This is a genomic window from Plantactinospora sp. CNZ320 (assembly GCF_002846275.1).
In genome coordinates, this window is record NZ_PJMP01000001.1 from 5,588,987 (window position 1) to 5,611,749 (window position 22,763).

At 70.9% G+C, this 22,763-nt stretch carries 24 protein-coding genes; 9 read left to right on the forward strand and 15 right to left on the reverse strand.

Annotated elements, in window-relative coordinates; genetic code table 11:
• Position 1 precedes the first annotated feature (1 nt).
• From CLT71_RS24925 to CLT71_RS24940, 4 genes are all read right to left on the reverse strand, one after another.
• On the reverse strand, positions 2–502 hold the full coding sequence (locus CLT71_RS24925) for a hypothetical protein (protein WP_101369245.1): 501 nt from the start codon (positions 500–502) through the stop codon (positions 2–4).
• A gap of 167 nt (positions 503–669) precedes the next feature.
• Positions 670–1,278: a hypothetical protein gene (locus tag CLT71_RS24930; RefSeq protein ID WP_199187711.1), complete on the reverse strand. Its 609-nt coding sequence runs from the start codon at positions 1,276–1,278 to the stop codon at positions 670–672.
• Between the two features lie 70 nt (positions 1,279–1,348).
• On the reverse strand, positions 1,349–1,657 hold the full coding sequence (locus CLT71_RS24935; RefSeq protein WP_101369246.1) for a hypothetical protein: 309 nt from the start codon (positions 1,655–1,657) through the stop codon (positions 1,349–1,351).
• 3 nt (positions 1,658–1,660) lie between these two features.
• Entirely contained in the window at positions 1,661–2,485 is an 825-nt protein-coding gene (locus tag CLT71_RS24940; RefSeq protein ID WP_101369247.1) for a hypothetical protein, read from the reverse strand.
• A gap of 208 nt (positions 2,486–2,693) precedes the next feature.
• Between CLT71_RS24940 and lhgO the strand changes: the two genes are divergently transcribed.
• Both lhgO and CLT71_RS24950 read left to right on the forward strand, forming a co-directional pair.
• Positions 2,694–3,902 (forward strand): L-2-hydroxyglutarate oxidase, encoded by a 1,209-nt coding sequence (gene lhgO / locus CLT71_RS24945; protein WP_101369248.1) that lies wholly within the window; start codon positions 2,694–2,696, stop codon positions 3,900–3,902.
• Between the two features lie 80 nt (positions 3,903–3,982).
• A complete protein-coding gene (locus CLT71_RS24950) occupies positions 3,983–4,219 on the forward strand; it encodes a hypothetical protein (RefSeq protein WP_101369249.1) in 237 nt (78 codons plus the stop codon).
• A gap of 49 nt (positions 4,220–4,268) precedes the next feature.
• On the opposite strand, the gene CLT71_RS24955 is transcribed toward CLT71_RS24950, so the two are convergent.
• Both CLT71_RS24955 and CLT71_RS24960 read right to left on the reverse strand, forming a co-directional pair.
• Positions 4,269–5,768 carry an FAD-dependent oxidoreductase gene (locus tag CLT71_RS24955; RefSeq protein ID WP_101369250.1) on the reverse strand — a complete coding sequence of 500 codons (1,500 nt, stop codon included), beginning with the start codon at positions 5,766–5,768 and terminating at the stop codon, positions 4,269–4,271.
• Positions 5,768–6,268, reverse strand: a complete 501-nt coding sequence (locus CLT71_RS24960) for an MSMEG_6728 family protein (RefSeq protein ID WP_101369251.1) — start codon at positions 6,266–6,268, stop codon at positions 5,768–5,770. The genes CLT71_RS24955 and CLT71_RS24960 overlap by 1 nt, the downstream gene beginning before the upstream one ends.
• Before the next feature lie 116 nt (positions 6,269–6,384).
• Between CLT71_RS24960 and CLT71_RS24965 the strand changes: the two genes are divergently transcribed.
• Positions 6,385–8,418 carry an NAD-binding protein gene (locus tag CLT71_RS24965; RefSeq protein WP_101369252.1) on the forward strand — a complete coding sequence of 678 codons (2,034 nt, stop codon included), beginning with the start codon at positions 6,385–6,387 and terminating at the stop codon, positions 8,416–8,418.
• Positions 8,415–9,626, forward strand: a complete 1,212-nt coding sequence (locus CLT71_RS24970) for a hypothetical protein (protein ID WP_101369253.1) — start codon at positions 8,415–8,417, stop codon at positions 9,624–9,626. The genes CLT71_RS24965 and CLT71_RS24970 overlap by 4 nt, the downstream gene beginning before the upstream one ends.
• Here the strand turns inward: CLT71_RS24970 and CLT71_RS24975 are convergent.
• Complete coding sequence (locus CLT71_RS24975; RefSeq protein ID WP_101369254.1) at positions 9,623–10,825, reverse strand: DUF4032 domain-containing protein; 1,203 nt, start codon at positions 10,823–10,825, stop codon at positions 9,623–9,625. The two genes, CLT71_RS24970 and CLT71_RS24975, sit on opposite strands and share 4 nt — an antisense overlap.
• A 177-nt stretch (positions 10,826–11,002) precedes the next feature.
• Between CLT71_RS24975 and CLT71_RS24980 the strand changes: the two genes are divergently transcribed.
• The 3 genes from CLT71_RS24980 to CLT71_RS24990 all read left to right on the forward strand — a co-directional run bounded on the left by CLT71_RS24980 (position 11,003) and on the right by CLT71_RS24990 (position 13,456).
• Positions 11,003–11,755, forward strand: a complete 753-nt coding sequence (locus CLT71_RS24980; RefSeq protein ID WP_101369255.1) for a phosphatase PAP2 family protein — start codon at positions 11,003–11,005, stop codon at positions 11,753–11,755.
• A 10-nt stretch (positions 11,756–11,765) separates the two neighbouring features.
• Entirely contained in the window at positions 11,766–13,034 is a 1,269-nt protein-coding gene (locus CLT71_RS24985) for an APC family permease (protein ID WP_101369256.1), read from the forward strand.
• A gap of 116 nt (positions 13,035–13,150) precedes the next feature.
• The gene (locus CLT71_RS24990) at positions 13,151–13,456 is read left to right on the forward strand and encodes a hypothetical protein (RefSeq protein ID WP_101369257.1); all 306 of its coding nucleotides are present in this window, start codon (positions 13,151–13,153) and stop codon (positions 13,454–13,456) included.
• Here CLT71_RS24990 and CLT71_RS24995 read toward each other — a convergent pair.
• From CLT71_RS24995 to CLT71_RS25005, 3 genes are read right to left on the reverse strand one after another with little or no spacing between them, the layout of a single operon-like run.
• Positions 13,453–14,079, reverse strand: coding sequence for a dihydrofolate reductase family protein (locus CLT71_RS24995; protein ID WP_101369258.1), 627 nt, complete (start codon positions 14,077–14,079; stop codon positions 13,453–13,455). The genes CLT71_RS24990 and CLT71_RS24995 overlap by 4 nt on opposite strands.
• Positions 14,076–14,555 (reverse strand): SRPBCC family protein, encoded by a 480-nt coding sequence (locus CLT71_RS25000; RefSeq protein WP_486483436.1) that lies wholly within the window; start codon positions 14,553–14,555, stop codon positions 14,076–14,078. Before CLT71_RS25000 ends, CLT71_RS24995 begins: the two co-directional genes overlap by 4 nt.
• Positions 14,536–14,886: a metalloregulator ArsR/SmtB family transcription factor gene (locus tag CLT71_RS25005; protein ID WP_101369259.1), complete on the reverse strand. Its 351-nt coding sequence runs from the start codon at positions 14,884–14,886 to the stop codon at positions 14,536–14,538. The genes CLT71_RS25000 and CLT71_RS25005 overlap by 20 nt, the downstream gene beginning before the upstream one ends.
• A gap of 99 nt (positions 14,887–14,985) precedes the next feature.
• Here CLT71_RS25005 and CLT71_RS25010 point away from each other — a divergent pair, with 99 nt between their 5' ends.
• Complete coding sequence (locus CLT71_RS25010; RefSeq protein ID WP_101369260.1) at positions 14,986–16,203, forward strand: hypothetical protein; 1,218 nt, start codon at positions 14,986–14,988, stop codon at positions 16,201–16,203.
• 36 nt (positions 16,204–16,239) lie between these two features.
• On the opposite strand, the gene CLT71_RS36625 is transcribed toward CLT71_RS25010, so the two are convergent.
• Positions 16,240–17,223: a DUF3105 domain-containing protein gene (locus CLT71_RS36625; protein ID WP_143743601.1), complete on the reverse strand. Its 984-nt coding sequence runs from the start codon at positions 17,221–17,223 to the stop codon at positions 16,240–16,242.
• A 305-nt stretch (positions 17,224–17,528) separates the two neighbouring features.
• On the opposite strand from CLT71_RS36625, the gene CLT71_RS25020 reads away from it, so the two are divergent.
• Positions 17,529–19,115, forward strand: coding sequence for a hypothetical protein (locus CLT71_RS25020; protein ID WP_143743603.1), 1,587 nt, complete (start codon positions 17,529–17,531; stop codon positions 19,113–19,115).
• 64 nt (positions 19,116–19,179) lie between these two features.
• On the opposite strand, the gene CLT71_RS25025 is transcribed toward CLT71_RS25020, so the two are convergent.
• The 4 genes from CLT71_RS25025 to CLT71_RS25040 all read right to left on the reverse strand — a co-directional run bounded on the left by CLT71_RS25025 (position 19,180) and on the right by CLT71_RS25040 (position 22,615).
• Positions 19,180–19,734: an RloB family protein gene (locus CLT71_RS25025; RefSeq protein ID WP_199187712.1), complete on the reverse strand. Its 555-nt coding sequence runs from the start codon at positions 19,732–19,734 to the stop codon at positions 19,180–19,182.
• An 82-nt stretch (positions 19,735–19,816) separates the two neighbouring features.
• Positions 19,817–21,127 carry an ATP-binding protein gene (locus CLT71_RS25030; RefSeq protein ID WP_101369263.1) on the reverse strand — a complete coding sequence of 437 codons (1,311 nt, stop codon included), beginning with the start codon at positions 21,125–21,127 and terminating at the stop codon, positions 19,817–19,819.
• A 172-nt stretch (positions 21,128–21,299) separates the two neighbouring features.
• Positions 21,300–21,479, reverse strand: a complete 180-nt coding sequence (locus CLT71_RS25035; protein WP_101369264.1) for a hypothetical protein — start codon at positions 21,477–21,479, stop codon at positions 21,300–21,302.
• Complete coding sequence (locus tag CLT71_RS25040) at positions 21,479–22,615, reverse strand: type I restriction-modification enzyme R subunit C-terminal domain-containing protein (protein WP_143743605.1); 1,137 nt, start codon at positions 22,613–22,615, stop codon at positions 21,479–21,481. The genes CLT71_RS25035 and CLT71_RS25040 overlap by 1 nt, the downstream gene beginning before the upstream one ends.
• Between the last annotated feature and the right edge of the window lie 148 nt (positions 22,616–22,763).

The following is a 22,763-nucleotide window of genomic DNA, read 5'->3' on the forward strand; positions in this document are numbered from 1 at the left end:
CTCAGCGCCCCGCCCACGGGGGAGGCTCGGCGAGGTCCGCTGCCAGGTTGAGGTCCGCTGCCAGGTTGAGGTCCTCGTCGGTGAACTTCGGGGTCGGCGGAATCCGGTCCCAACGCACCCGTACCGTCGCCGGATATCCACCCCTCCGGATCTCGATCGGCAGCTCGCCTCCGGTCTGGAGCAGGACGTCCGCCGGTACCGTCAAATTTCGCAACGTCGTCTCGGTCAGGGGATAGCCGGGTACGTCCACGACCACCTGGATCGTCCGTCGGTGTTCGCCGTTCGCCGCCCGCCGTTCCGGTTGGAGCACCTTCTGCACCCGGGCCGTTCCACGCAGCGGGGCCCGCGCGCGCAGGAAGGCGCCGGCCGCGCAGGCCGTGCTGAGCGCCAGCGGGACCGCAGCGGCGAACAGTACGGGGCGTTGTTCCGCACTGACTCCGAACGCGGCGGTGAAGATCGCGACCAGCAAAGCGGCCCAGGCGGTGTGTCGGAGCACCCGCACCCATGTCGAAGGATTCCGGATCACTCCGGCCCCTCTCTGCCGGCGGCGGATCGAGACTCCTGGAGTCTACCGAGCGGCGGCGGCCCGGACGGAGCCCTTCGTTCGACCCCTGCGGGGAATCGGGGGGGCCACGGGCTGGTGCCGTCCCAGCCGGTACCGGCCGATGGCTAACCAGGGCTGGGGCTGGCCTGCGGGGTCGGCTCGACGACGCAGGCGGCGATCTGCCGTGGCCCGTCGGGTGTCATCACGGGCAGCGTCACCAGGGCCGTACCGCTGGGGCAGATCGGGCCGGGCGGACCGGGTTCACCCGTCGGACCGGTGGGTCCCGGCGGGCCGGCAGGACCCTCCGGGCCGCTCGGGCCGGCGGCACCCGGACCGCCGCTCACGCCCGGCGGACCCGGAACACCGGCCGGACCCTGTTCGCCCGGTGGACCGGGATCTCCTGGCGGGCCAGGGTCACCCGGTGGACCGTCCCGGCCGGGTAACCCAGGCGGCCCTGGTGGACCCTCCGGCCCGGCCGGGCCCTGCGCGCCGCGCAGGTTGGCGGGGTCGACGACGCACTCGCCGCCGAGCTGGCGTACCTGCTGGCAGAGCTGTTCGGCGCCGGAGACGGCGGTTGCCGCCCGGCGCTGTTCGACGGCGGCCTGCCGGCCGAGCTGCGCCCAGGCCCAGCCGCCGGCCGCGGCGACCAGCGCGGTCGCCACCACCACGATGATGACCCGACGCCGGATGCGTCGGTCCATCCGGCGGCGAAAGATCTCCGTCTCCTCGGTCATGGCGCCTCCTCGCGGCGATCCGGTCTGCCGACCAGCCCGGCCCGTGCCGCAGCGGCGTCGAGCCCGGCGGTCATCCCGGACCGTTCGGGCGGTAGCGGTGCAACTCGCGTTCGACGAGCGCGAGGGCGTCCTCGGCGGCCCGTCGCGCGCGGCGGGCCTCGTCGATGGCCTGTTGCAGCCCCTCCGCGCGCTGTTCGGCGGCGTCGGTCCGGCGGGCGGCGTCGTCCGCGCGTTTCTCGGCGCGGTCGATCGCCTCCTGGTACTCCTTGCGATCGGCCCGGTTGGCGTTGAGCAGGTACGCCACGATCGTCACGAGCAGCCCTCCGACGCCGACGGCACCGAAGCCGCCGGTCGGAAGGAGATTTGCCAGTTCACCCACACGTCAGCTCGCCGGGGTGCCCAACTTCGCCGCCAGTTCCGCCGTCCGGTCGCCGAACGCGGACTTCAGGGCCGCCGCGACGCTGTCGATGTCGCGCTGCCCGAGCCCGGCCAGTACGCCGTCGACGATCGCCTGCTCGTCGGTGGTGTCCCGGCCGACGGCGTCGAGCAGGGCCGCCTGGCTGACGGTCAACTGCTGGACCCGGGCCAGCAACTGCTGGATCCCGCCGTCGGACAGCACCTTCGCCTTGGTACGGATTGCGATCTTGTCGATCGTCGCGTCGTCCACGTCTTCCTCCGTCGGGTCACCGAGCGCGATCGCGAGGATCCGCTCCATCAGGCGTCGGTCGGCGCAGCGGCGCCGGTCGAGGGTCAGGTGCCAGTGCCACAGGTGGCTGGAATCGCTGCTGGCCACCCGGTTCCGTACGTTGTCCCAGCCGTCGACGACCTTGTCGCCGTCGACGTTGCCGTAGAACTCGCGTACCTCTTCGAGTTGGCCGGCGCGCAGGGCGGCGTAGAGCCGTTTGCACTGCGCGACCATCTGGCCGGCCGAGCCCGGCGTGAAGTCGACTCCGGCGACGTGTCGCTGTTGGACGGCGGTCAGCCCCGACTGCACGGTGTACGTCCGGGAGGTGCAGTACCGGGAGTTGAGGATCCACTCTTGGGAGCGGTGCGCACCCCGCAGGTGGTTGTTGTCGCCCCTGACCCCGAATGCGGCCCGGGGGCGTTTGGTGCGCCGGCACAGTTCGTCGCCGAGCCAGTCCAGTTCCGGGGTGACGATCTCCCGACCCCACCATGATTCAGCCTGTAATTGCGCATAGGTCGGCATCGCACCTACTCGTTGTGAATAGTTCTCCAATTAGGGCGCTCCGACTTAGTGTCGATATTTGCCGTGAGTCACCAGGTTGTGGAAGAAACAGTCATCAACCCGACAGTGTCGTATCGGAACACGCCCGCAACGGTGCCGACGGGACGGCCGACCGGGCGCAGGCCGGCCGCATACCATCGGCTTCGATGCCAGCGGCCGGGGAGCGCGGATGACCAGGTACGTGATCGTGGGCGGCGGAATCCTCGGGCTCGCGGTGGCGCACCGGCTGCGTACCGACCGGCCCCGGGACGCGGTGACGGTGCTGGAGAAGGAGTCCGACTGGGCCGCCCACCAGACCGGCCACAACTCGGGCGTGATCCACGCCGGGGTCTACTACCGACCGGGGAGCCTCAAGGCGACGCTGTGCCGGGCCGGCAGCGCCTCGATGGTGCGGTTCTGCGCCGAGCAGGAGCTGCCGTACGAGGTCTGCGGCAAGCTGATCGTCGCGGCCGAGGCGACCGAACTGCCCCGGCTGCACGCGCTGCACGAGCGGGCGCTCGCCAACGGGCTGCCGGTCACCCTGCTCAACGCGATCGAGGCGGCCGAACACGAGCCGCACGTCGCCGCCGTCGCCGCGCTCCGGGTCGCCTCCACCGGGATTGTCGACTTCGGCGCGGTCTGCCGGCGGCTCGCCGAACTCCTCGCCGCAAGCGGTGCCGAGCTGCGCCGTGACACCAGGGTCACCGGGATCCGCGGGATCGCCGGAAGCAACGGGCGGGCCGGCGGGGTCGTGCTGGAGACGAGTACCGGCGAGGTGACCGGCGACGTACTCGTGAACTGTGCCGGCCTGCACGCCGACCGGGTCGCCGCGCTCGCCGGCATCGACCCGCCGGCCCGGATCGTGCCGTTCCGGGGCGAGTACCACGAGCTGGTTCCGCAGCGCCGCAAACTGGTGCGGGGACTCATCTATCCGGTACCCGACCCGCAGTTCCCGTTCCTCGGCGTACACCTGACCCGCATGATCGACGGTACGGTGCACGCCGGGCCGAACGCGGTACTCGCCACCGCCCGGGAGGGCTACTCGTGGCGCCGGTTCGACAGGCGCGACGTCTGGGAGCAGGTCGGCTACTCCGGACTGTGGGCACTGGCCCGCCGGCACTACCGGTACGGGCTGACCGAGGTGACCCGGTCGCTGTCCCGGAAACGCTTCGCGGCCAGCCTCGCCCGGCTGGTGCCGGAGTTGACCGAGGCCGACATCGTCCCCGCCGGAGCCGGCGTACGCGCCCAGGCCGTACGCCCGGACGGCGGTCTGGTGGACGACTTCCTGATCGTCGAGGCGGAGCGGCAGGTGCACGTGCTGAACGCGCCGTCGCCGGCCGCGACGAGTTCCTTCGAGATCGCCCGGCACATCGTCGACCGGCTTCCCGTCGACAATTGACGGCCACCCGCTCGATCATCACTCTCTGTCACCGGATCGGGTGATGGCGATCGTCGACCGATGCCGGCGACACTGGCCGGGTGAGCCGTCCCGGTGTCGCCATCCTGCTGGTCGGGGTGGCGTTCGGCCTCTTCGCGGGCACCGCGTACGCGGTGGCCCGGCGGGCCTGGGTGGACTACCGCAAGGCCAGGGCGAGCCTTCCCGGGCTCCGGAAGACGGCGTGGACGGTGACCCGGATCGCTACCAGCCGTGGCGGCATCGTGCTGCTGATCTGCCTGGTCGCCGTCGGCTGGGCCGCCGCCGACGGAAAGCCCTGACACCGGTCGCCTGCGATGGCCGCCGCCGACGAAAGGCCCCGACGCGCGGTCACGCTCGGCGGGCGCGGCCGGCCAGCAGGCCGAGTCGGGGGATGGTGCGGATCGGTTCGGTGCCGGCGCCGGCCCGCCGCAGGATGTGGTTTGCGGCGAGCATCCCGGTCAGGGCGGCCCGCTCCAGCAGCGCGCTGGGCAGCTCGGTGCCGATCCCGTCGCCGGCCAGATAGAGTCGGTCCGCGTCGGTGAGCACGCCGGGCCGGTCGGCCGAGCAGCCCGGCCGGAACGCCGGGGCCCGCCGCTCGACCCGGCAGCGCAGGTCCCGCACCGGCAGGTCGGCGACCTCCGGCCAGAGCCCGGCCAGCTCGGCGTGCATCCGCCGGGCCAGCTCCGGCGCGGGTACGCCCTCCGGGCAGGCGTACGCGTGCAGTTCCACCACCGCACCGCCGGCGCGCTCGGCCCAGTGCCGGGAACCCGCCTCCAGCCGGTGGTAGAGGGTCACCGAGTCCACTGTGGGTTGCCGGGACACCCCGCTGAAGACCGCCCGCTCCGGGGCCACGTCGCCGGCCAGCCAGTACCGGGCGATCGCGTACGGCGGGCCGGGGTCGAACCGGGCCACCCGTCCGGCGAGTACGGGTGCCCGGGCGGCCAGCTCCGGCGAGCCGGCCAGCAGCGCGGTCAGGGCCGGCGGGTCCACGGCGAGCACCAGGTTGCCGGCCCGGTGCCGCTCACCGGTGCCGGTCTCCAGCCGCCAGCCGTCGCCGTCGGGCGCCACCGCCGTCACCGGCTGCCCGAGCAGGATCCGGGCACCGTGCCGGCGCAGGTGTGCGGCGAGCGGCTGCCAGATCGCCGCCTCGTAGTCCCGGTCCGGCGCGTCGAAGCCGAGCCCTTCCGGGTTGCCGAGGAAATAGAAGTGGAAGTTGGCGACCAGCTCGGCGGCGGAGAGGTCGGCCTCGTGGTTGAAGAACGAGTGCGAGAAGACCTCGAAGAGCATCGCCCGGGCCCGGTCCGGCAACCGCAGCCCGTCGAGCAGCTCCTCGGCGGTGGTGTGGTCGAGTTCGGCGTACGTGTGCCGGGGGTGGTAGGCCAGCAGCGGCAGGGCGGCCCGGCCGTCCATCCGGCGCAGGTCACGCAGGCGCAGGCTGGGACTGCGGGCCAGCAGCGCCAGCAGGTTCCACGGCGGTCTCGCCGGCAACCGGCCGAAGTCCTCGGCCGGCCAGTCGGCGTGCAGCACCGGATAACCGGGTACCGGCCGGAGCAGGCCGAGCGCCGGGTCGATCCGGCGCAGGATCGACCGCAGGTTGTGGTATTGCCGGAAGAAGGCGTGGAAGCCGTGGTCGACCGGCGCGACGGTGCCGTCGGTGAGCGTCTCGGGGCGGGTGTCGAGCCGGCCGCCGAGCCGGGGACGGGCCTCCAGCACGGTGACCCGGACACCCCGCTCGGCGAGCACGACCGCCGCCGAGATCCCGGCGACGCCGCCGCCGACGACCAGCGCGTCGGTGTCGCGGCGTACCCGTGCCGGCGACGATCCCACCGGATCCGGCGACCGTCCCATCAGGACTGTCCAGGTGGGACGGCCGGTTGCCCGCAGGTCGGTGGGCGGTCCGAGGAGGGCCAGACGTACGGCACCTCCGGCACGTCACCGAAGATCGGCCCGTAGTGCACCGGATCCTTGCGCAGCAGTGCCGAGCGGTGGCTCAGGTGCAGTTCCTCCCGACCGAGCCAGGGCGGCAGCTCACCGACGGCGGCCAGCTCGTCCTGCCGGCGTACCCGATCCAGGCCGCAGCCGGCGGCGAGGTCGGCGACCAGGGTGCCGGCGCAGGTGTCGGCCCGGCCGGTCGAGACCCACTCGGCACAGATGTCCAGGCCGTACCGGACCAGCGCCTCCTCGTACCCGGCCCACATCTTCACCGCCGGGTGGTGGCGCCAGCCGTAGCCGGGGCGGACCAGCCCGCGCAGCACCTGGATCGCCTCGACCCGCTGCTTGCCCAGCCGCAGCGGATCCAGGCTCCGGGCGGTCCGCCCGAAGTCCGGGTACGGCAGGAAGGTCTGCACCCGCTCGTCCTACCCGTCACCGAGGGTTCCATGCATACACACGTTGGGTGATTGTACTGGCCTGTCCCCTTTCCGGACGGCTCCCGCGTACTGATCACAGTGACTACCATCCGGGCATGGCGGATCTCTGGCGGACCCGGGCCCGGCGCGCGTTCGAGACCCGACTCCGGGACGGGTTGCGCACCAACGGGGACCACCGCCCGCACTACGTGGTCTGCGGCCAGGACGCCCTCGCGGTTCACCTCGTCAACGAGCTGCTCGGCAACGACCCGCAGGGCAGCGGAGTACGCGTGACGGTGATCGTGCCGTACCGCCGTCGGCCGGACGGGCCGGACATCAGGTCGATCCGGGGCGTCCGGGTGATCCGGTCGGACCGGCTGGACGAGGAGACGTTCAAGACGGCCGGGCTGGTCGGAGCGGCCGGACTGGCGCTGCTGCACCAGGACGACGTGGGCAACATCCACGCGGCGCTCTGCGCGCAGGAGGTCGAGCCGGACCTCCGGGTGGTGCTGCGGATGTTCAACATGAGCCTCGGGCACGGGATCCGGCAGCTCTTCCCGAACAGCGCCGTACTCTCCGACGCCTCGATGGCCGCGCCCGCGTTCGTCGCGGCGGCGCTCGGCGAGGTCGCACCCTCGTACTTCCGGCACGGCGGTCGTACCCTCTTCGTCGCGCCCCGGGCCGAGGTACGGCCGGAGCAGGTGGTCTGCGGCCTGGCCGACACCCGGGACCCGAACCACCCGGTGGTGCTGCCCGCCGACCCGGCCGAGGCCGACCTGGTCCTCGCCGAGGCGGTCGGCCAGGTCGGCACCGAGCAGGCCACCCGGCGGCGGCTGCTGCGCACCCAGCGGTCGGGGCGGCGCCGGGCCTCGGTGCTGCTCCGGGCGGTCCGCTCGTTCGCCACCCGCAAGATCGGAATGGCCACCATCGCGGTGCTGATCGTGGTGGTGGTGCTCGGCTTCCTGCTCTCCTTCGCCGAGCACACCAGCATCGGCAACGCGATATACCTGACCATGGTGACCACGATCGTCGGCGCCGACCCGGACACCAACAAGGGCGCGGCGGCCCAGGTGCTCCAGGTGGTGCTGAACCTGGCCGGACTGGCGCTGATCCCGCTGATCACCGCCGCGGTGGTGGACGGCATCGTCAAGGCGCGGCTGGCGCTGGACGCCGGGCTGCTGCCGAGCGACCGCAGCGGGCACGTCGTGGTGGTCGGGCTGGGCAACGTCGGTACCCGGGTGATGTGGCAGCTGCACGACCTCGGCGTCGACGTGGTCGCCATCGACAAGGACCCGGAGGCCCGGGGCGCGGCGGTCGCCCGGCGGCTGAACATCCCGCTGATCGTCGGGGACGCCGCCCGCGAGGAGACCCTGGAGACCGCCTCGGTCGGTACCGCCCAGGCCCTGGTGGTGGTCTCCACCGACGACGTGAGCAACCTCCAGGCGGCGCTGAACGCCCGGGCGCTCCGCGCCGACCTGCGGGTGGTGCTGCGGCTCTTCGACGGCGACTTCGCGCAGCGGATCCAGAAGACGTTCCGGATCGGCGTCTCCCGCAGCGTCTCCTACCTGGCCGCGCCGTCGTTCTCGGCGGCCCTGCTCAACCGGGCGGTGATCGCCACCATTCCGGTCGCCCGGCACGCCCTGCTGGTCGCGGAGGTGCCGATCGCTACCGGCGCGGCACTGGCCGGGCAGGAACTCGGGGTGGTCAGCCAGGCGGAGTGGGTCCGGGTGCTCGCGTTGACCGGTGCCGGCCAGCGACGCTCCGAATGGTCGCCGGCACCGGAGCACCGGCTCCGCCCCGGGGACGTGTTGACGGTGGTGGTCCGGCGGGCCGGGCTGAACCGGCTGCTCAGGGAGGCGAGCACCCCACTACCGCCACCACCGTCGGAGTCGGGGGCGGGGTCGACGGGTCGAGCCAGAGACCCGGCGGGCCGGTCGTCGGATCCGAGCCGGCCTAGCCGCCGGACCGTACCCCGGCAGCCGGGCCGGTCGGCGCATCGCGAGCGGAGCGCTGAGCAGCCCGGCCAGTCGGGGCGGACCGTGGCACCCCGTGGACAGTCCGGCCGGGCGGTCCGGCGGAGTCAGCCGGGTTCGGCCCCCCAGCGAGCCGATCCGCCCTACCGGATCGAGGAGGCAGGTGGCGAGGCGTGACGACGACGGAGCAGGATCACGCGCTGCTGCACGCCGGTATGCTGCAGCGCCCGGTGGATCCCACTCGCTATCGCGGCACGGCTCGGCCGGACAAGACGGCGCGGTGGGCTGCGGCCCGGGTGGCCGAGGTCGAGGACCTGCGCGGGCGGCCGTCGGGCGAGTGGCCCACGCCGCTCGCCCTGCCTGACGCGCTGCGGCAGCTCGGCGAACTCCTGACGGAACTGGGGTGGGACGATCTCGCCTGCCTGGCCCGTCGTGAGGAGCTGGCGGTGTACCGAGAGCTGGCGGCCACTCGGCCGCCGGGGGTGTTCGCCGACGAGATCGGCCGCGTCCTGCGGTCGCTGCGCGAGACCCTTGTGGGCCTTGGACGTTTCGAGGCGGCACTGGCCGTCGTCGACGAGCAGTTGCGGCGCAGCGATAGCGGTCCGGTCGGGCAGCGGGCAGCCGCCGACGTTCGACAGTGGCGGACGATGCTGCTGGCCAGGCTCGGCCGCTGGGAGGAGGCGGTGGAGTCCGCTTCTATGGTGGTGAGCGAGATCCGCGAGCGGCTCGCACGGGAGGGGACCGCCCGGGTCAGCCTCGAACTCGTCGGGGCGTTGACGGTGTACGCGGCTCAGCTCGACGGCGCCGGCCGGGTCGCTGAGGCGGCCGACGTGACCGCTGAGGTGGCGGCGTACTGGCGGAGGCGTTCACGCTCGACGGTCAGGTTCGCCCGGACGGCGGACCTGTTCAGCGACCGGCTGGCCCGCAGCGGGCGGGCCGAGGACGCACGCGTGGCCATCGTCGACGCGATGCGGCGGATCCGGCGCCGGACTGATGCCGACGGGGATGAGTTGGCCGCCACCTGGCAAAACTTCAGCCGCCGTCTGCTCGCGCTCGACCTGCCGGGCGAAGCCCTGACGGCCGGCCAGGAAGCGGTGCGATGCTACCGCGAACGCGTTCGACTGGCCCGGCAACGGCACCGCGAGGTGCTGGCAGACGAGGATTGGGACAGCGACCATCGTTACGCCTGGTGGCACCTGCACCAGCAGCGCAGCGGGGCCGTCGACGCCGCCACGGAGATGTCGATCCAGGCCGGTCGCGACCTTCGCGACGCTCTGCTCACCACGGGTGCCTGCCTGCGCCAGCTCGGCCGCATCGACGAGGCGGTGGAGGCGGAAGCCGAGGCCGCCGAGCTGGTCGGCCCGAGCGGCGAGGTTGCTGGTTAGCTGACCTCGACGCCGAGTACGGCCTGTTCGTCGGGGCGGTGCACGAGTTCGTCGGCGAGGAACGACTGCACGGCCGGGGCCAGCCCGACGTCCCGGCCGGCCCGTTCGGAGAGCCGCCAGCGGTGCTCGATGACCTGGGCGAAGAGTTCGGCGGGTTCGAGCTTTCCGCGCAGGTGCGCCGGTACCGCCCGGACCACCGGCTCGAAGACCTCGGTGACCCAGCGGTGCGCGGCCTGCTGCTCGTCGGTGAGGTCGCTCTCCGCCCGGTACGTGTCCAGGTCGTTGAGGAGCCGACGGGCCTGGTTCTCCTCGGTGTCCAGTCCGGTGAGCCGGAGCAGCCGGCGGCTGTGGTAACCGGCGTCGACCACCTTGGGTCGGACCAGGTAGCGCCCGCCGTCCACCACGGACATCGCCACCTCGGCGACGTCGAAGCCGAGTTCGTTGAGCCGGCGGATCCGCCCCTCGATGTCGTGCCGGGCCTCCCGCTCGACCTGCTGCTCGTAGGTGATCTCGTGCCAGAGTCGCTGGTAGCGCAGCACCACCTCCTCGCAGACCACCTCCGGGTCGATCGAGGGGTGCAGCAGTCCGGCGGCCTCCAGGTCCAGCGCCTCGCCGAAGATGTTGACCCGGGCGATCTCCAGGTCCTCCTCCCGTTGCCCGTTGGAGAGCCGGGCGTGCAGCGCGCCGGTCTCGGCGTCGACCAGATAGGCGGCGAAGGCGCCGGCATCCCGCCGGAACAGGGTGTTGGAGAGCGAGCAGTCGCCCCAGAAGAAACCGGTCAGGTGCATCCGGACGATCAGCGCGGCGAGCGCGTCGAGCAGCCGGTTCAGCGTCTCGGGGCGCAGCGTGTGCGAGAAGAGCGCCCGGTACGGGAGGGAGAACTGGAGGTGCCGGGTGATCAGTACCGGGTCGAGTGGCTCGCCCCGCTCGTCCTGCCGGTCGGCGACGATCGCCACCGCCTCCACGGACGGGAAGTCGATCCGCTCCAACGCCCGGAGCAGGTCGTACTCCCGTTCGGCCACCCGTTCGCCGGTCTCCTTGACCGCGTAGACGGTGCCGGCGAGGCGGACGAATCGCACGATATGCCGGGAGATCCCCTGGGGTAGCGCCACCAACTGGTCGGCGGGCCACTCCTCCAGCGGAGTCGACCAGGGAAGGTCGAGCAGCGCCGGGTCGACAAGGGCCGAGGTGATCCGCACGGATATCAAGCATGCCGGTCCGAGCCGCCCAGCGCCGCCTCACGTGTGCAGGCACACATCGCCGGCCGTCACCCTGCCTCACGTGTGCGGGCACACATCGCCGGCCCGGACCCGCCGAACCGGCCGGCCAGACGTCCTGTGCCGGCTCCGCACGCCCGGCCCGGTAGCGTGGGCGGAATGCGGGAGACCACGACGGTACGCCGACCGCTGCGGCTGCGCCCCGTCCGCCCGGCCGGTTGGTGGTTCGACGGCGTACTTGTCGCTGCGGTTGTCGCGTTGACCGCCGCGCTCGCCGCCGGCCAGCTGCTCGGGCTCGACCTGGCGGTACGGGACTGGGTGGACGCGCACCGGCCGGGGCCGGCGTACTGGGTGGCCCGGGTCCTCAACTCGCTGGGCCAGGGCGGCTGGTTCCTGATGCCCATCGCGTTCGGGCTGGCGGCACTGGTCGGCTGGCGTACCCGGTCGATCCGGCCACTGCTGGTGCCGGTCGGCGCGTTCGTATTGACCTCGTTCACCATCGGCCCGATGAAGCTGTGGCTGGATCGGGGCTACCCGCACAACTTCGAGTTGGCGCACCCGGAGCGGCTGTTCAGCGACCCGGCGGGCGGTACGGCGTACCCGTCCGGGCACGTGGCGAACGCCATCGTCTGGTACGCGGCGATCGCGATCGTGCTCGCCGCGCTGCTGCGTACCCTCGGCCGGCCGGACGCCCCGGCCAGCCTGTACGCCGTGATCCGGCTGGCGCCCCCGGCCATCGTCTTCTGCACCACCACCTACCTCGGCTGGCACTGGATCACCGACTCGGTCGCCGGGCTGCTGCTCGGGCTCTTCCTAGGCCGGCTGCTCGAACGGGTGCCGTGGGACGACGTTCCGCTGCCGGCCCTGCCGGGCGGGGTGCAGCGACGCGCGGTGTTCACCGACGACCTCTAGATTCGCCATCGTGCAGGAACTGGAGCGCCGGCTGGGCGTACCCGATGCGGTGGTGATCGGCCTGGGGTCGATGCTCGGGGCCGGGGTCTTCGTGGTCTTCGCCCCGGCGACCGCCGCCGCCGGCAGCGGCTTCGGCCTGCTCGGCGCGCTGGCCGTCGCCGGCCTGGTCGCCTACTGCAACGCCACCAGTTCGGCCCGGCTCGCCGCCCGCTATCCGGAGTCCGGCGGCAGCTACGTCTACGGCCGGGAGCGGCTCGGCCCGTTTGCCGGGTTTCTCGCCGGTTGGGGTTTCGTGGTGGGCAAGACCGCGAGCTGCGCGGCGATGGCGCTGACCATCGGGGCGTACCTGTGGCCCGGGTACGCGCGGCCGGTGGCGGTGGCCGCCGTGCTGGCGGTGACCGCTGTGAACCTGCGCGGGGTGCGGAAGACGGCCCGGGTCACCAGGTGGCTGGTGGCGGTGACGCTGGGCGTACTGACCCTGGTGGCGCTGGTGGGACTCCTCGGTGGGGAGTTCCGGCCGGTACGCCTCGGTGACGATGTCGGCGGGCCGGCCGGTGCCGGCGTACTCACCGCCGCCGGGCTGCTCTTCTTCGCCTTCGCCGGTTACGCCCGGATCGCCACCCTCGGCGAGGAGGTACGCGACCCGGAGCGCACCATTCCCCGGGCGGTGCCGGTGGCGCTCGGGATGGTGCTGGTGATCTATCTGGGGCTGGCCGTGGTGGCGCTCTCGGTGCTCGGGCCGGCCCGGCTGGCGCACTCGGCGGCACCGCTCGCCGAGGTGGTGGACGCCTCCGGGCTCCCCGCACTGGGCTGGCTGGTCCGGGCCGGTGCGACCGTGGCGGTACTCGGGGTGCTGCTGGCGCTGGTCGCCGGGGTCGGCCGGACCACGCTGGCGATGGCCCGCCGCCGCGATCTGCCGGGTGCGCTGGCCGCCGTGCATCCGACGTACCGGGTGCCGCACCGGGCCGAACTAGCCGTCGCCGGGGTGGTGGTCCTGGCGGTGGCGCTCGGGGACATCCGGGACGCGATCGGCTTCTCCAGTTGCACGGTGCTGGTCTACTACGCGATCACGAATGCCGCCGCGCTGACCCTGGGCCGGGAACCGGGACGCAGGCTTCCGGTCCGGTTCCTGGCCGGTCTGGGGCTGGTCGGCTGCCTGCTGCTCGCGGTCACCCTGCCGGTCGGCAGCGTACTGGCCGGCTTCGCCGTACTCGCCGTCGGCGCGCTCGGCTACGCCGTACGCCGGCTCGTCGGGCGTCCCGGCGGCAACAGCGGGTAGCGGCGGCGACCACGCGGGTAGCGGTGACGCGCAGGCGGGTCATACCCGGGTACGAGCGTGGCGGTACTACCGCAGGGCGACGCGGAGCACAGTGATCTGCGCTTATCGTCGAGCGCGTGAAGAAGGCTCTCGCCGTTGTCGGAATCCTGTTCGGGCTCTATCTGGTCGTGCGTGCGGTCGCCGAGCCGTTCGTGATCGACATGACCGATCCAGCGACGTACCGGCAGGACTGGGGCGGGCCGAGCCTGGCCGGAGTGCTGTTGGTCCACTGTGGTCCCGGGGTCGTCTCCGCGGTGCTGCTCGGGCTGGCCGCGCGATCGTGGTGGCGACGCCGGGCGGCGGGGCCGGTGGGAGCGGTCGATGGGCCGGGGGAGGACGGCGTGCGCCCGGCCCCCGGCCCACCCGGGCAGGGCCGCGACTAGACGAAGGCGGCCACGCCCTCGTACTCCGCGACCTGTGCGGCGCCGACCGCCTCGTATTCGAGCAGCAGCAGGCCGGTCGACGTCACCTCGGAGTGGGCGAGCCGGAAACCGACGGCCGCGCCCGGGTGGTCGAACAACCGCCGCCCGGCACCGGTGACGGTGGGGGCGATGACGAGCCGGAGCGTGTCGACGAGGCCGGCGGAGAGCAGGGTGCTGCCCAGCCGGGCACTGCCGTGGATCTGGAGTTCCCGTCCGGGGCGTGTCCGCAGTTCACCTACGGTCTGGATCGGGTCGCCCCGGAGCACCGTCGTCGGCTGCCAGTTTCCCTCGGTGAGGGTGTTCGTCACGACGTACTTCGGCAGGAAGTTCATCCGTTCCGTGAACGGGTCGTCCGGGTCGGTGATCTGCGGCCAGTCGCGGGCGAACGCCTGGTAGGTCCGCCGGCCGAGCAGCAGCCCGTCGGCGCGGGCCAGCCATCCGGAGGTACGCCGCACGAACGACTCGTCCATGTGCGGTACGAGCCAGCCGCCCCGGGTGAAGCCGCCGGTCGGGTCCTCGGTCGGTGAGCCGGGTCCCTGGCTGACCCCGTCCAGGGTGACGAACTCGGTGAGGGTGATCTTCATCGGCCCGCCTCGCCCTCGGCGAGTCCGGCGAGTTGTCCGGTGACCGATCCCCAGCCGTCGACGAGGCCGAGTTCCTCGTGGCGGGCACGGGCGGCGGGATCGCCGTGCCGGACGACGATCCGATAGTCCGTGCCGTCCGGATGGTCGGCCAGGGTGATTTCGGCGGTCATCGGGACCGGGGCCGGCTGCGCGGGCCGCCACTCGCTGTCGATCGTGTTGGTGAACACGATCCGTTCCAGTTCGTCGACGACGAGGAAGCTCGCGTCCATGTGCGGGACGAACTCTGCTCCGTCGTCGCTCATCCGGGTCACGAGTCCACCGCCGGGCCGGACCTCCAGGCGCTCGACGTGACACCGGGTCGGCGCCGGAAGCCACCACTTGGCGAAGCGGGACGGATCGGTCCAGGCGCGCCAGACGACGGGCCGGGGAGCGCGGATGACCCGCTTCAGGGACAGGTCAAGGTCGGGGTTCAACATGTTCTTCCTTCGGGTCGGTGACCAGCCGTTCGAGGCGGTCGGTGCGCTCCTCCCAGATCCGGCGCTGTTCGGCCAGCCAGTCGTCGAGGAGGGCGAGGCGTTCGCGGTTGAGCACGCAGGTGCGTACCCGGCCGGACTTGACCGTGTGGATCAGTCCGTTCGCCTCGAGCGTCCGCACGTGCTTCATGAACGAGGGCAGGGTCATCGGGAACTCGCGGGCGAGGTCGCCGACGCTCGTCGGACCACGGCCGAGGCGTCGGACGACGTCCCGCCGGGTCGGGTCGGCCAGGGCGACGAAGACGCCGTCGAGCTCTGCCGAATACTGTGCCATGAGGCTAAGTATTCCCTCCCGAAACAGTTAGCGCAAGAGCAAAGTGTTTGGTGCCGGTCGACTCTTGTGTGGGCAGCCGTCTCGGGGCAGAGTTCAGTCATGTCGACTCAACTAGATCCGGAGAGGTGGCTCCGGAAGTACGCGATACTGGCACTGCGCGTCAACAAATTGTTGACAGAGTCAACCGGCGGCACCGTGCTGATCTACCGTGGCCCCGCCGAGTGGAGCTGCCAGGTCGAGGACGAGGAGCCGAAGCCCTCCGCCGAGCTGGTCGAGGAGTGCACGCACCTGCTCCGCGAGATGCCCTTCACCGGTAGCCGGGCAGCCCACCTCTCCGGTCAACTCCGCGCGATGCGGGCGATGGCCGGCGGCACGGACGGCGCCGGTCCGCCACTTGCGGAGTACGCCAGCCAGTGCCTGGGCGTGGCGACCACCTGGCAGCCGGAGTCGGTCTTCGCGGCGGCACACGACCGGCTCGACACCGCGCTGCCCGGCCGTGGGCCGCTGGCGGCCCGCCTGCACGGGTGGCAGCGGGCGCACATCCTGCCGCCGGACCGCGCGGGCCGGTTGCCGGAACTGATCCACCGGGCCGTCGCCGAAACCCGCACCCGCACCGACGCCATCGTGTCGCTGCCCGCTGACACGGCCGTCGAGTGCGTCCTGGACCCGGGCCCACACCGCGGGCATTACCAGGGCGGGCGGCGAGGGACGCTCTACGTCTGCGACAGCGTCCCGGTGAACCTCGCCGACCTGCTCTACGTCGTCGCGCACGAGGGGTTCCCGGGACACATCGCGGAGTCGATGCTCAAGGAGATCCACCTGGTGGAGGGTGCTGGCCTGCCGGAGCACCAGATCCGGTTCATGATCTCGCCGTCCTTCGTGGTCAGCGAAGGGCTGGGGCTGCACGCCCAGGAGATCGTCTTTCCCGGCGACGAGGCGCAGCGGTGGCTTACCGACAACATCCTCGGCCCGCTCGACATCGGGCCGGACGGCAGCGACTTCGCCGCGATCCACGACGCCCGGAACGCGCTCTGGGGTGCCTGGGGCAACGCCGCGTTCCTCGCCGCCGAGGGACGACCGGACGCCGAGATCGCCGACTACCTGGCCCGGTGGGCACTTGTCACCGAGGCGGAGGCGCGATGGGCCCTGGACTTCGTCCGTGCCCCCGGGATGAACGTCTACGTCCTCGGCTACTACCACGGCTGGCGGCTGCTGCGGCGCTGGCTCGACCACCCCGAGCGGGCCGCCCGGGTACGCCGCCTGCTCACCGAGCCGGTACTCCCGGCCGAACTGGCCGGCGACGCCGACCCGCGCTGACGTCACCCGGAGACGCTGAACGGCCGGGGCCGTCCGTTACCGGGTCGTGGTGATCCCGCCGCCGCAGGGCGCGCCGGCCTCGATCGCGGCGGTCACCCGGTACGCCGAGATGAAGGCGCGGATCGCCGGATCGTCCGCCTCCTCGACGGTGAGCTGGTAGCCCCAGGCCTGGAGCGAGATCGGTGCCGACTGTCCCGGGTACGGGCTGATCATCATGTGCGACAGCCCGCGTACCCGATCCTGCAGCTTGCCCAACTCGGACGGCGGCAGGCCCGGCCGGTACGTGATCCACACCGCGCCGTGTTCCAGGCTGTGCACGGCGTTGCCGTCCTCGATCGGCGCCAGGTAGATGTCGCCGTTGCAGTTCTGCCACCGCTGGAAGTGCGGCCCGCCGGCCGGCGGAGTCATCGGATAGGTGACCGGCTCCTGGACGTGATCCGGCGACAGCGCGCCGGGGTTCGTCTGCCGATAGTTGATCACCTTGGAGAGGTCCCCGCCGCTTGCCTCGTTGCGCTGCTGGTACCAGAGGAACCCGGCCACCCCGCAGACGAGCAGCAGGAGCAGTGCCACCCCACCGGCCACGATCCCGATGATCAGCCCGGTGCGCGACTTCTTCGCGGGGGGCACCGGCTGACCGTCCTGGTACGGATATCCCGGCTGTCCGTAGCCGGGTGGTGGCGTCTGGCCGGACGATGGCGGATAGCCGGGCTGCGGCGCGTAGTTGGGCTGCGGCGGGTGGCCGGGAGCTGGCGGGTAGCCGGGCTGGGGTGGGCCGTAGCCCGGTTGCTGCTGCTGCGGCGGCGGGTAGCCGTAACCCGGCTGCTGCGGCGGCGGGTTGCCGTAACCCGGCTGCTGTGGCGGCGGGTTGCCGTAACCCGGCTGCTGTGGCGGCGGGTTGCCGTAACCCGGCTGCTGTGGCGGCGGGTTGCCGTAACCCGGCTGCTGCGGCGACGCGGCGGCTGCACCGTGCTGCGTCGGGATGGGGGGATAGCCCGGTGGCGCCGAGGCAGTTCCGGGCACAGGCGGCGGGCCGGATGGTGCGGCGAACCCCGGCGGCAGCGGACCCGGTGGAGAGGCCGGAGGCTGCTGGGAGGGCGGTTCGGGGTTGCTCATCGTGCCTCGCCTCCGGACTGGCATTCGAAAGCACGATTCTATCGACGGCAGGTTCGGCGTGACTGGCAGCGGGCGGATCGTCGAGCTGACGCGGCCACCATGTGCGCAAGCCATCCGTCGACCGCGAGCCGAGCCGGGAGCAATTTGTCGTGTTCGTCGACTGGTCAGAAAGGACAGCGAGGTGGTGTGGCACTCCGATAGCGTCCCGCCTCATGTCCGTACGCATAACCAGATCGGCGGCCGTCGTGGCCGCCGCCCTGCTCGCTGGCCTGTCTCTTGGCACCGTCACACCGTCGGCGGCAGCGGCGGCGAGTCCCGTCCTCTCCGTGTCGTATTCGATAGAGGCGAACATCGACAACACCGAGACGATCGTCCCGGTCTACCTGTACAACGACGGCGACGCTCCCGCGACCGACGTGACCGTGTCCTTCGACGCCAGCGGGTTGCGCGACGTCACGATCAAGGCGTGGGAGTACGCCGAGGAGTGCAAGCTCGCGGGCGCCGTGGTGACCTGCGAGTACCCCGACCTCGCGCCCGGTCAGGCCGAGTCGGTCTACCCGTTCACGCTGTCCAGCAAGCAGCGGGCTGAGCCCGGGCCGGCGGGCACGCTGAAGGCGACGATCCGGGGCGTGGCACCCGACGGCACCACGCACAGCGGTGGCGGCGACCTCGACGTCACGATCGTGCCGACCGGCCCCGACCTGGTCGCCGAGGCAGACAACCTGAACAGCCCGGACGACCGGGTCGGCGCCGGCGACAAGCGGCGCTTCCGGGCCGCCCTCTACAACGAGGGCGACACCCCTGCCGAGGGCTTCTACGTGCGCATCCAGGTCCCGACCGGTGCCCGCTGGGTCGAGGAGTACGAGGACTGCACCTACTACAACTACTGGCCCGGCGAGCACCCCGAGGGATACGTCTACGGCCCCTCCGAGGTGTTGTGCACAGCGGACCTGACGCTCGCACCCGACGAGGGTTTTCTCCTCTTCGACCCGGAGACCGGCGAGACGATTTTCAGCGCGACCTTCGGCAAGAACCTGGAAGGGCCGACCGAGCACGACGGCTACTTCGAGGTCGGGCTGCTTGAGGACCTGGAGGAGAACGCGGTGCGGGTGACCGCCCGCAAGGGCAAGGGGAAGTCGTTCGCCGACGCGCTGAGCGGTCTGCGCAGCACCAAGCAGGCGGCGGCAGCCGTCGCGCGTGAGGTCGACACCCAGGACAACGCCACCTACTACAAGGTCTGGACCAAGGCGAACACCAACGACTTCGCCGTCTCCGCGAAGTCGGTCAGCGGTGCGGTCGGCGACGTGGTGACGGTGCCGTACACCCTGGTCAACCACGGTCCTTCGGACGGTTCGGCCAGCTGGCACATCGTGGCGCCGAGCGGCACCGTACTGGTCCGTGGCGGGGACGAGTGGTGCTACTTCCACGACGAGGACGGCCACCAGACCGACGAGCTGCCCGAGGTCTCCTGCGGGATCGAGAGCATGTGGCCGGCAAAGGCGTCCGGATCGGGTACGGTCACCGGCGCCGTCAAGGTGCGGATCACGTCGACACCAGGTGACAACGGCACCATCAAGGTCACCAGCCGTGGCGCGTCGAAGGACCCCGAACCGAGCAACGACGTGGCGCCGTTGGCGATCGACGTGTCGGGCGGCGGTGGCGGTGGCGGTGAACTTCCGATCACCGGTCTGAAGGCCGGCCTCGTAGGTGGGGTGGGAGCTGCGGCGATCGGATTCGGTGTGCTGCTCTACCTGCTGGCCCGGCGCCGCCGGATCGTGACGGTGACTCCGGAGCAGTAGCACTCAACACGGTGGGAGGGTCGGGCCGCCCGATGGTGCCCCGGCCCTCCTGCCGGCACGCCGATCAGGTGACCTCGGCGGTCGGGCGCGGTTCCAACGCCCGCAGGAAGTGGTACATGCCCGATGACGGATTATCGTCCGGGAAGGTGGTGCCGTTTCGTGCGTGACGCTGCTCCAGAAGCTCAGCGCGGCGTGCTGCCTGCTTGCGTAGCGGCATGTACAGGCTGCTGTCGATACTCTTCCCAGGCCGGCCGTCGAGCTTGCGACTTGCTCTTTCCGCCTCGGCGGTGTTGACGAATTTCGTGACTTCGCAATGGTGCAGGAGCAGCCAGAGTTCGAAGCAAGGATTAGAGATCGCCAACCCGATGCCTTTCGCCTGAGCAAGCTGCCTGGCGGCGAGCAGATTTGGATGGTTGTCTGGCCACTCGACGTCAAAGACGCACCAGCATTCGTCCACCTCCGGGTCAGTCAGCCGGTCGGCTGCCATCTTCACCAGGGTGAGTGGAACGCCTTGCTCGGGGTGGAGTTCAAGGTTCAAAGCCGTGTTGTCGGCTATCTCGGGTAGCCTCTTCAACCCGTTGATGTATCCGGGCTCGGAGTTCTTGCCCTCGCAGAACACCACTACAGTGCGGAGCTCAGAACGGCGGGCGGTTGGGCGCTTGAGGGGCTTCGCCTCGCGTCGGCGCTGTCTCATCGTCTGGTCAACCGATCAACCCGAGCGCTCGCAGAAACTCTGCCTGATCGACATGGGGCAGCGCCCCGAACCGGCCATGCAGATAGGCGTTCTCCAGGTTCTGTGACTTGCGCACCCGCTCGCCGGCGAACTCGGCGAGCGCACCGAGCCGGGTGGAGCCGTCGAGCCTCTTCTCGGTGAGCCACACCTCGTCCCGGTTCAGATGGTTGAGCAGGCTGGTGTCGTGGGACGTGAAGATCAGTTGCGCGCCGTGCGGGTTAGTAACCCGGCTGCGGAAGATGCGCAGCAGCTCCGCCGACAGGGTCGGATGCAGGCTGGCATCCAGCTCGTCGAAGACGACGATCGAGCCGGAGTGCAGCGCTGTCAGTACGGGGCCGATAAGTCCGAACCACGTCCTCGTGCCTTCTGACTCGCTCGAGAAGTCGAGTGGCGCCGAGTTGTCTCCGGATCGGTGGACAAGGCGCAGCCGGCGCTCTGTTCGCGTCTCGCCGGAGCCCGAGTAAACGATTTCCTGTTCGTCTATGGCGACATCTTCGATGCCCAGGTCGGCAAGGCGTAGCAACGCCAACGCCTGACCACGCCTGCTCAGGGTGTGCCACCGCTCCTTCTCGCCGGCATGAGAGGAGATTTCAGACTCGTCATTGTCGGGACCGTCGAACCAGCGGGTCGTCGTGTTGGGGAAGCCTCGCCTCGGTCGCCAACTGCTGCCGTAGGGTGATCCAGGTCGGCTCCGCCATGGCACCCGGCCGAGCACCTGGACGCGCAGGATTTCTCTGGCGAAGTTGGACACCAGTGGCTCATCGAAGCGTCGTGCTACGGACAGTGCCAAGGTGCGCTTTGTGAGCAGTTCGCGAGTGCCGGACAGGCTCCCTAGTCCGCGCTGTAGCTTCAGCTCAAGACCTTCACGTTCGAAAACCCTGCGGCGCTTCTTTTCTGGATAATGAAATAGCGCTTCATACAACACCTCGTCCGTGTCGAGTTCCACAATGTACTCGAAGCGCACGCCGTCGATGGTGCACTCGATGACGAACTCGCTGCACTCGGCAGGCCGGCCCCCGAAGGCGAACGGCTCCAGTGGGATGCCATCCTCCCAGAAGCGCAGCGATTCTCCCACGGCGTCGCGCAGCCAGGCGATCGCGCCCACGACGTTCGACTTGCCTGAAGCGTTCGGTCCGTAGACCGCGGCCAGCGTCAGGAGGCTTTCGCCGAGGTGTGGCTCCTCCCGCGCTGCTTCTCGATCCCGGTCCACAGCCACCATGGACAGCTCGACGCCCTCGGCGATCGAGCGGTAGTTGTTGGCCTCGAACCGGATCAGCACGAGGCCACGTTACCGCACCCTGCGAGCGTCGACATGCCCCTTGCTTCGTCAAAGTCCGACGAAAATCGCCGTCATCCTGCTAGAACGACGCAGTCAGCGGGAGGCTGTCAGTGGGTTGACCCCATCGACGGCACTGCCGGCGGCGGCTCCGGACGGGTCCAGCGGTACCGGGCTATGCGACCTCGGTTGTCGGGACGGCCCTCGCCCACACCGAGTTGACGATGGTGATCAGTGCGTCGACCTCGTCCGAGCCGAAGAGGGTCTCCGGGCCGCGTGGCGCGACACCCGTGAACGGGGACTCGTAGAGGCGCTCGGGCTTCATCACGCCGTTCGCGGTCAGGTCACCGATCATCAGGTTACGAAGTCGAGCTGCGCGGCGTTCAGGGTACGGCCGTTGAGGAACTCGCCGAACGCCTCCTGGGCGGCTTCCCGGTCGAGCCCGACCAGGCCACGGATGAAGAGTCCGAGGCCCTGAGCGGCCCGCCGTGCCTGGTCGATGTCCTGCTTGTCGCCGACCCCGCTCTCGGCGAGCATCCGTTCCAGTTCGGCGAGGTCGGTGCTGGCGAGCTGCCGGTTGAGTCGCAGCTTTCGCAGGGCGACATGGTCCTCGTGGGCGAGCAGGTAGACCCGTGCCTTCTCGCAGAACCGTTCCCAATCGGTGCCGACGCTCACGCCGACGAACGCCAGTTCGGTCTCGCGGTCGAGCTGGTCGGCGAAGTCGGTGTAGACGATGGTCCGCCTCGCCTTCGGCACCAGCCGGACGAGGTTGCGGAGCCGTCGTCGGGCGAGTTCCAGCATCGGCAACGTGACGTCCCGCCACCAGTCGTCGCCGGCCACGTCGTCGAGCAACCGCACCTCGGCGCGGATGGCCGGGATCGTCGTCTGTTCCAGCAGCGCGGACGCGATCTCCTGCACGTTGGCGCGGAGCTTGGCGAAGTGCCGGGCGGATCCGGTGATCACGTCGTGTTGGAGCCGCAGGATTGTCAGGTCGAACCGCTTGGCCTCCTCGCCGTCGTCCTTCACCTCGCTCGGCAGGCCGGCAAGCTCGTGGGTGAGTTGTTCGGCCGCCTCCGTGCTGAGGTGGTGCCAGTTGGCGAAGTCGAAGAAGAATTCGACCGCGCGGCGGTGTGGGCGTACGACGATGTTGTCCAGCCGCATGGCGCGGACCGGGCTGTGCAGGTCGTTGGCCAGGTCCCGGCGAAGGCCGGCTTCGCTGTGCGTGCCGTCGGTGTCGTCGGCTGGCCCGCCTTCGGCGGTGAGGCGCTGGTCGAGCTGGCTGACCAGCTCGACCTTGGCCTTGAAGATCCGTTCGGTCAGGGCGGGGCTGACCGAGCCCTCGGTGGTGGTCGGGTTCTGGCCGAAAAACTCGAAGTTGCCGCAGAAGTCGAATACGAGGAAGTCCCTCTTGTCGACTCCGGGAGCGAAGAGGTCCGGCCGGAGCCGGGTGCCTCGGCCGATCATCTGCCAGAACTTCGTCTTCGACCGCACGATCTTGAAGAAGACGAGGTTGGTGCGCCGCCTTGAAACCAGCGTGAGGGCTGCCGAATTCCTGGCCGAGGTCGACTCGCTCTCGGAGCAGTGGGCTGCGGAGGCGTAGCCAGCACAACCGGCGGTGGCGACGCCGGGTTCGTCTGGG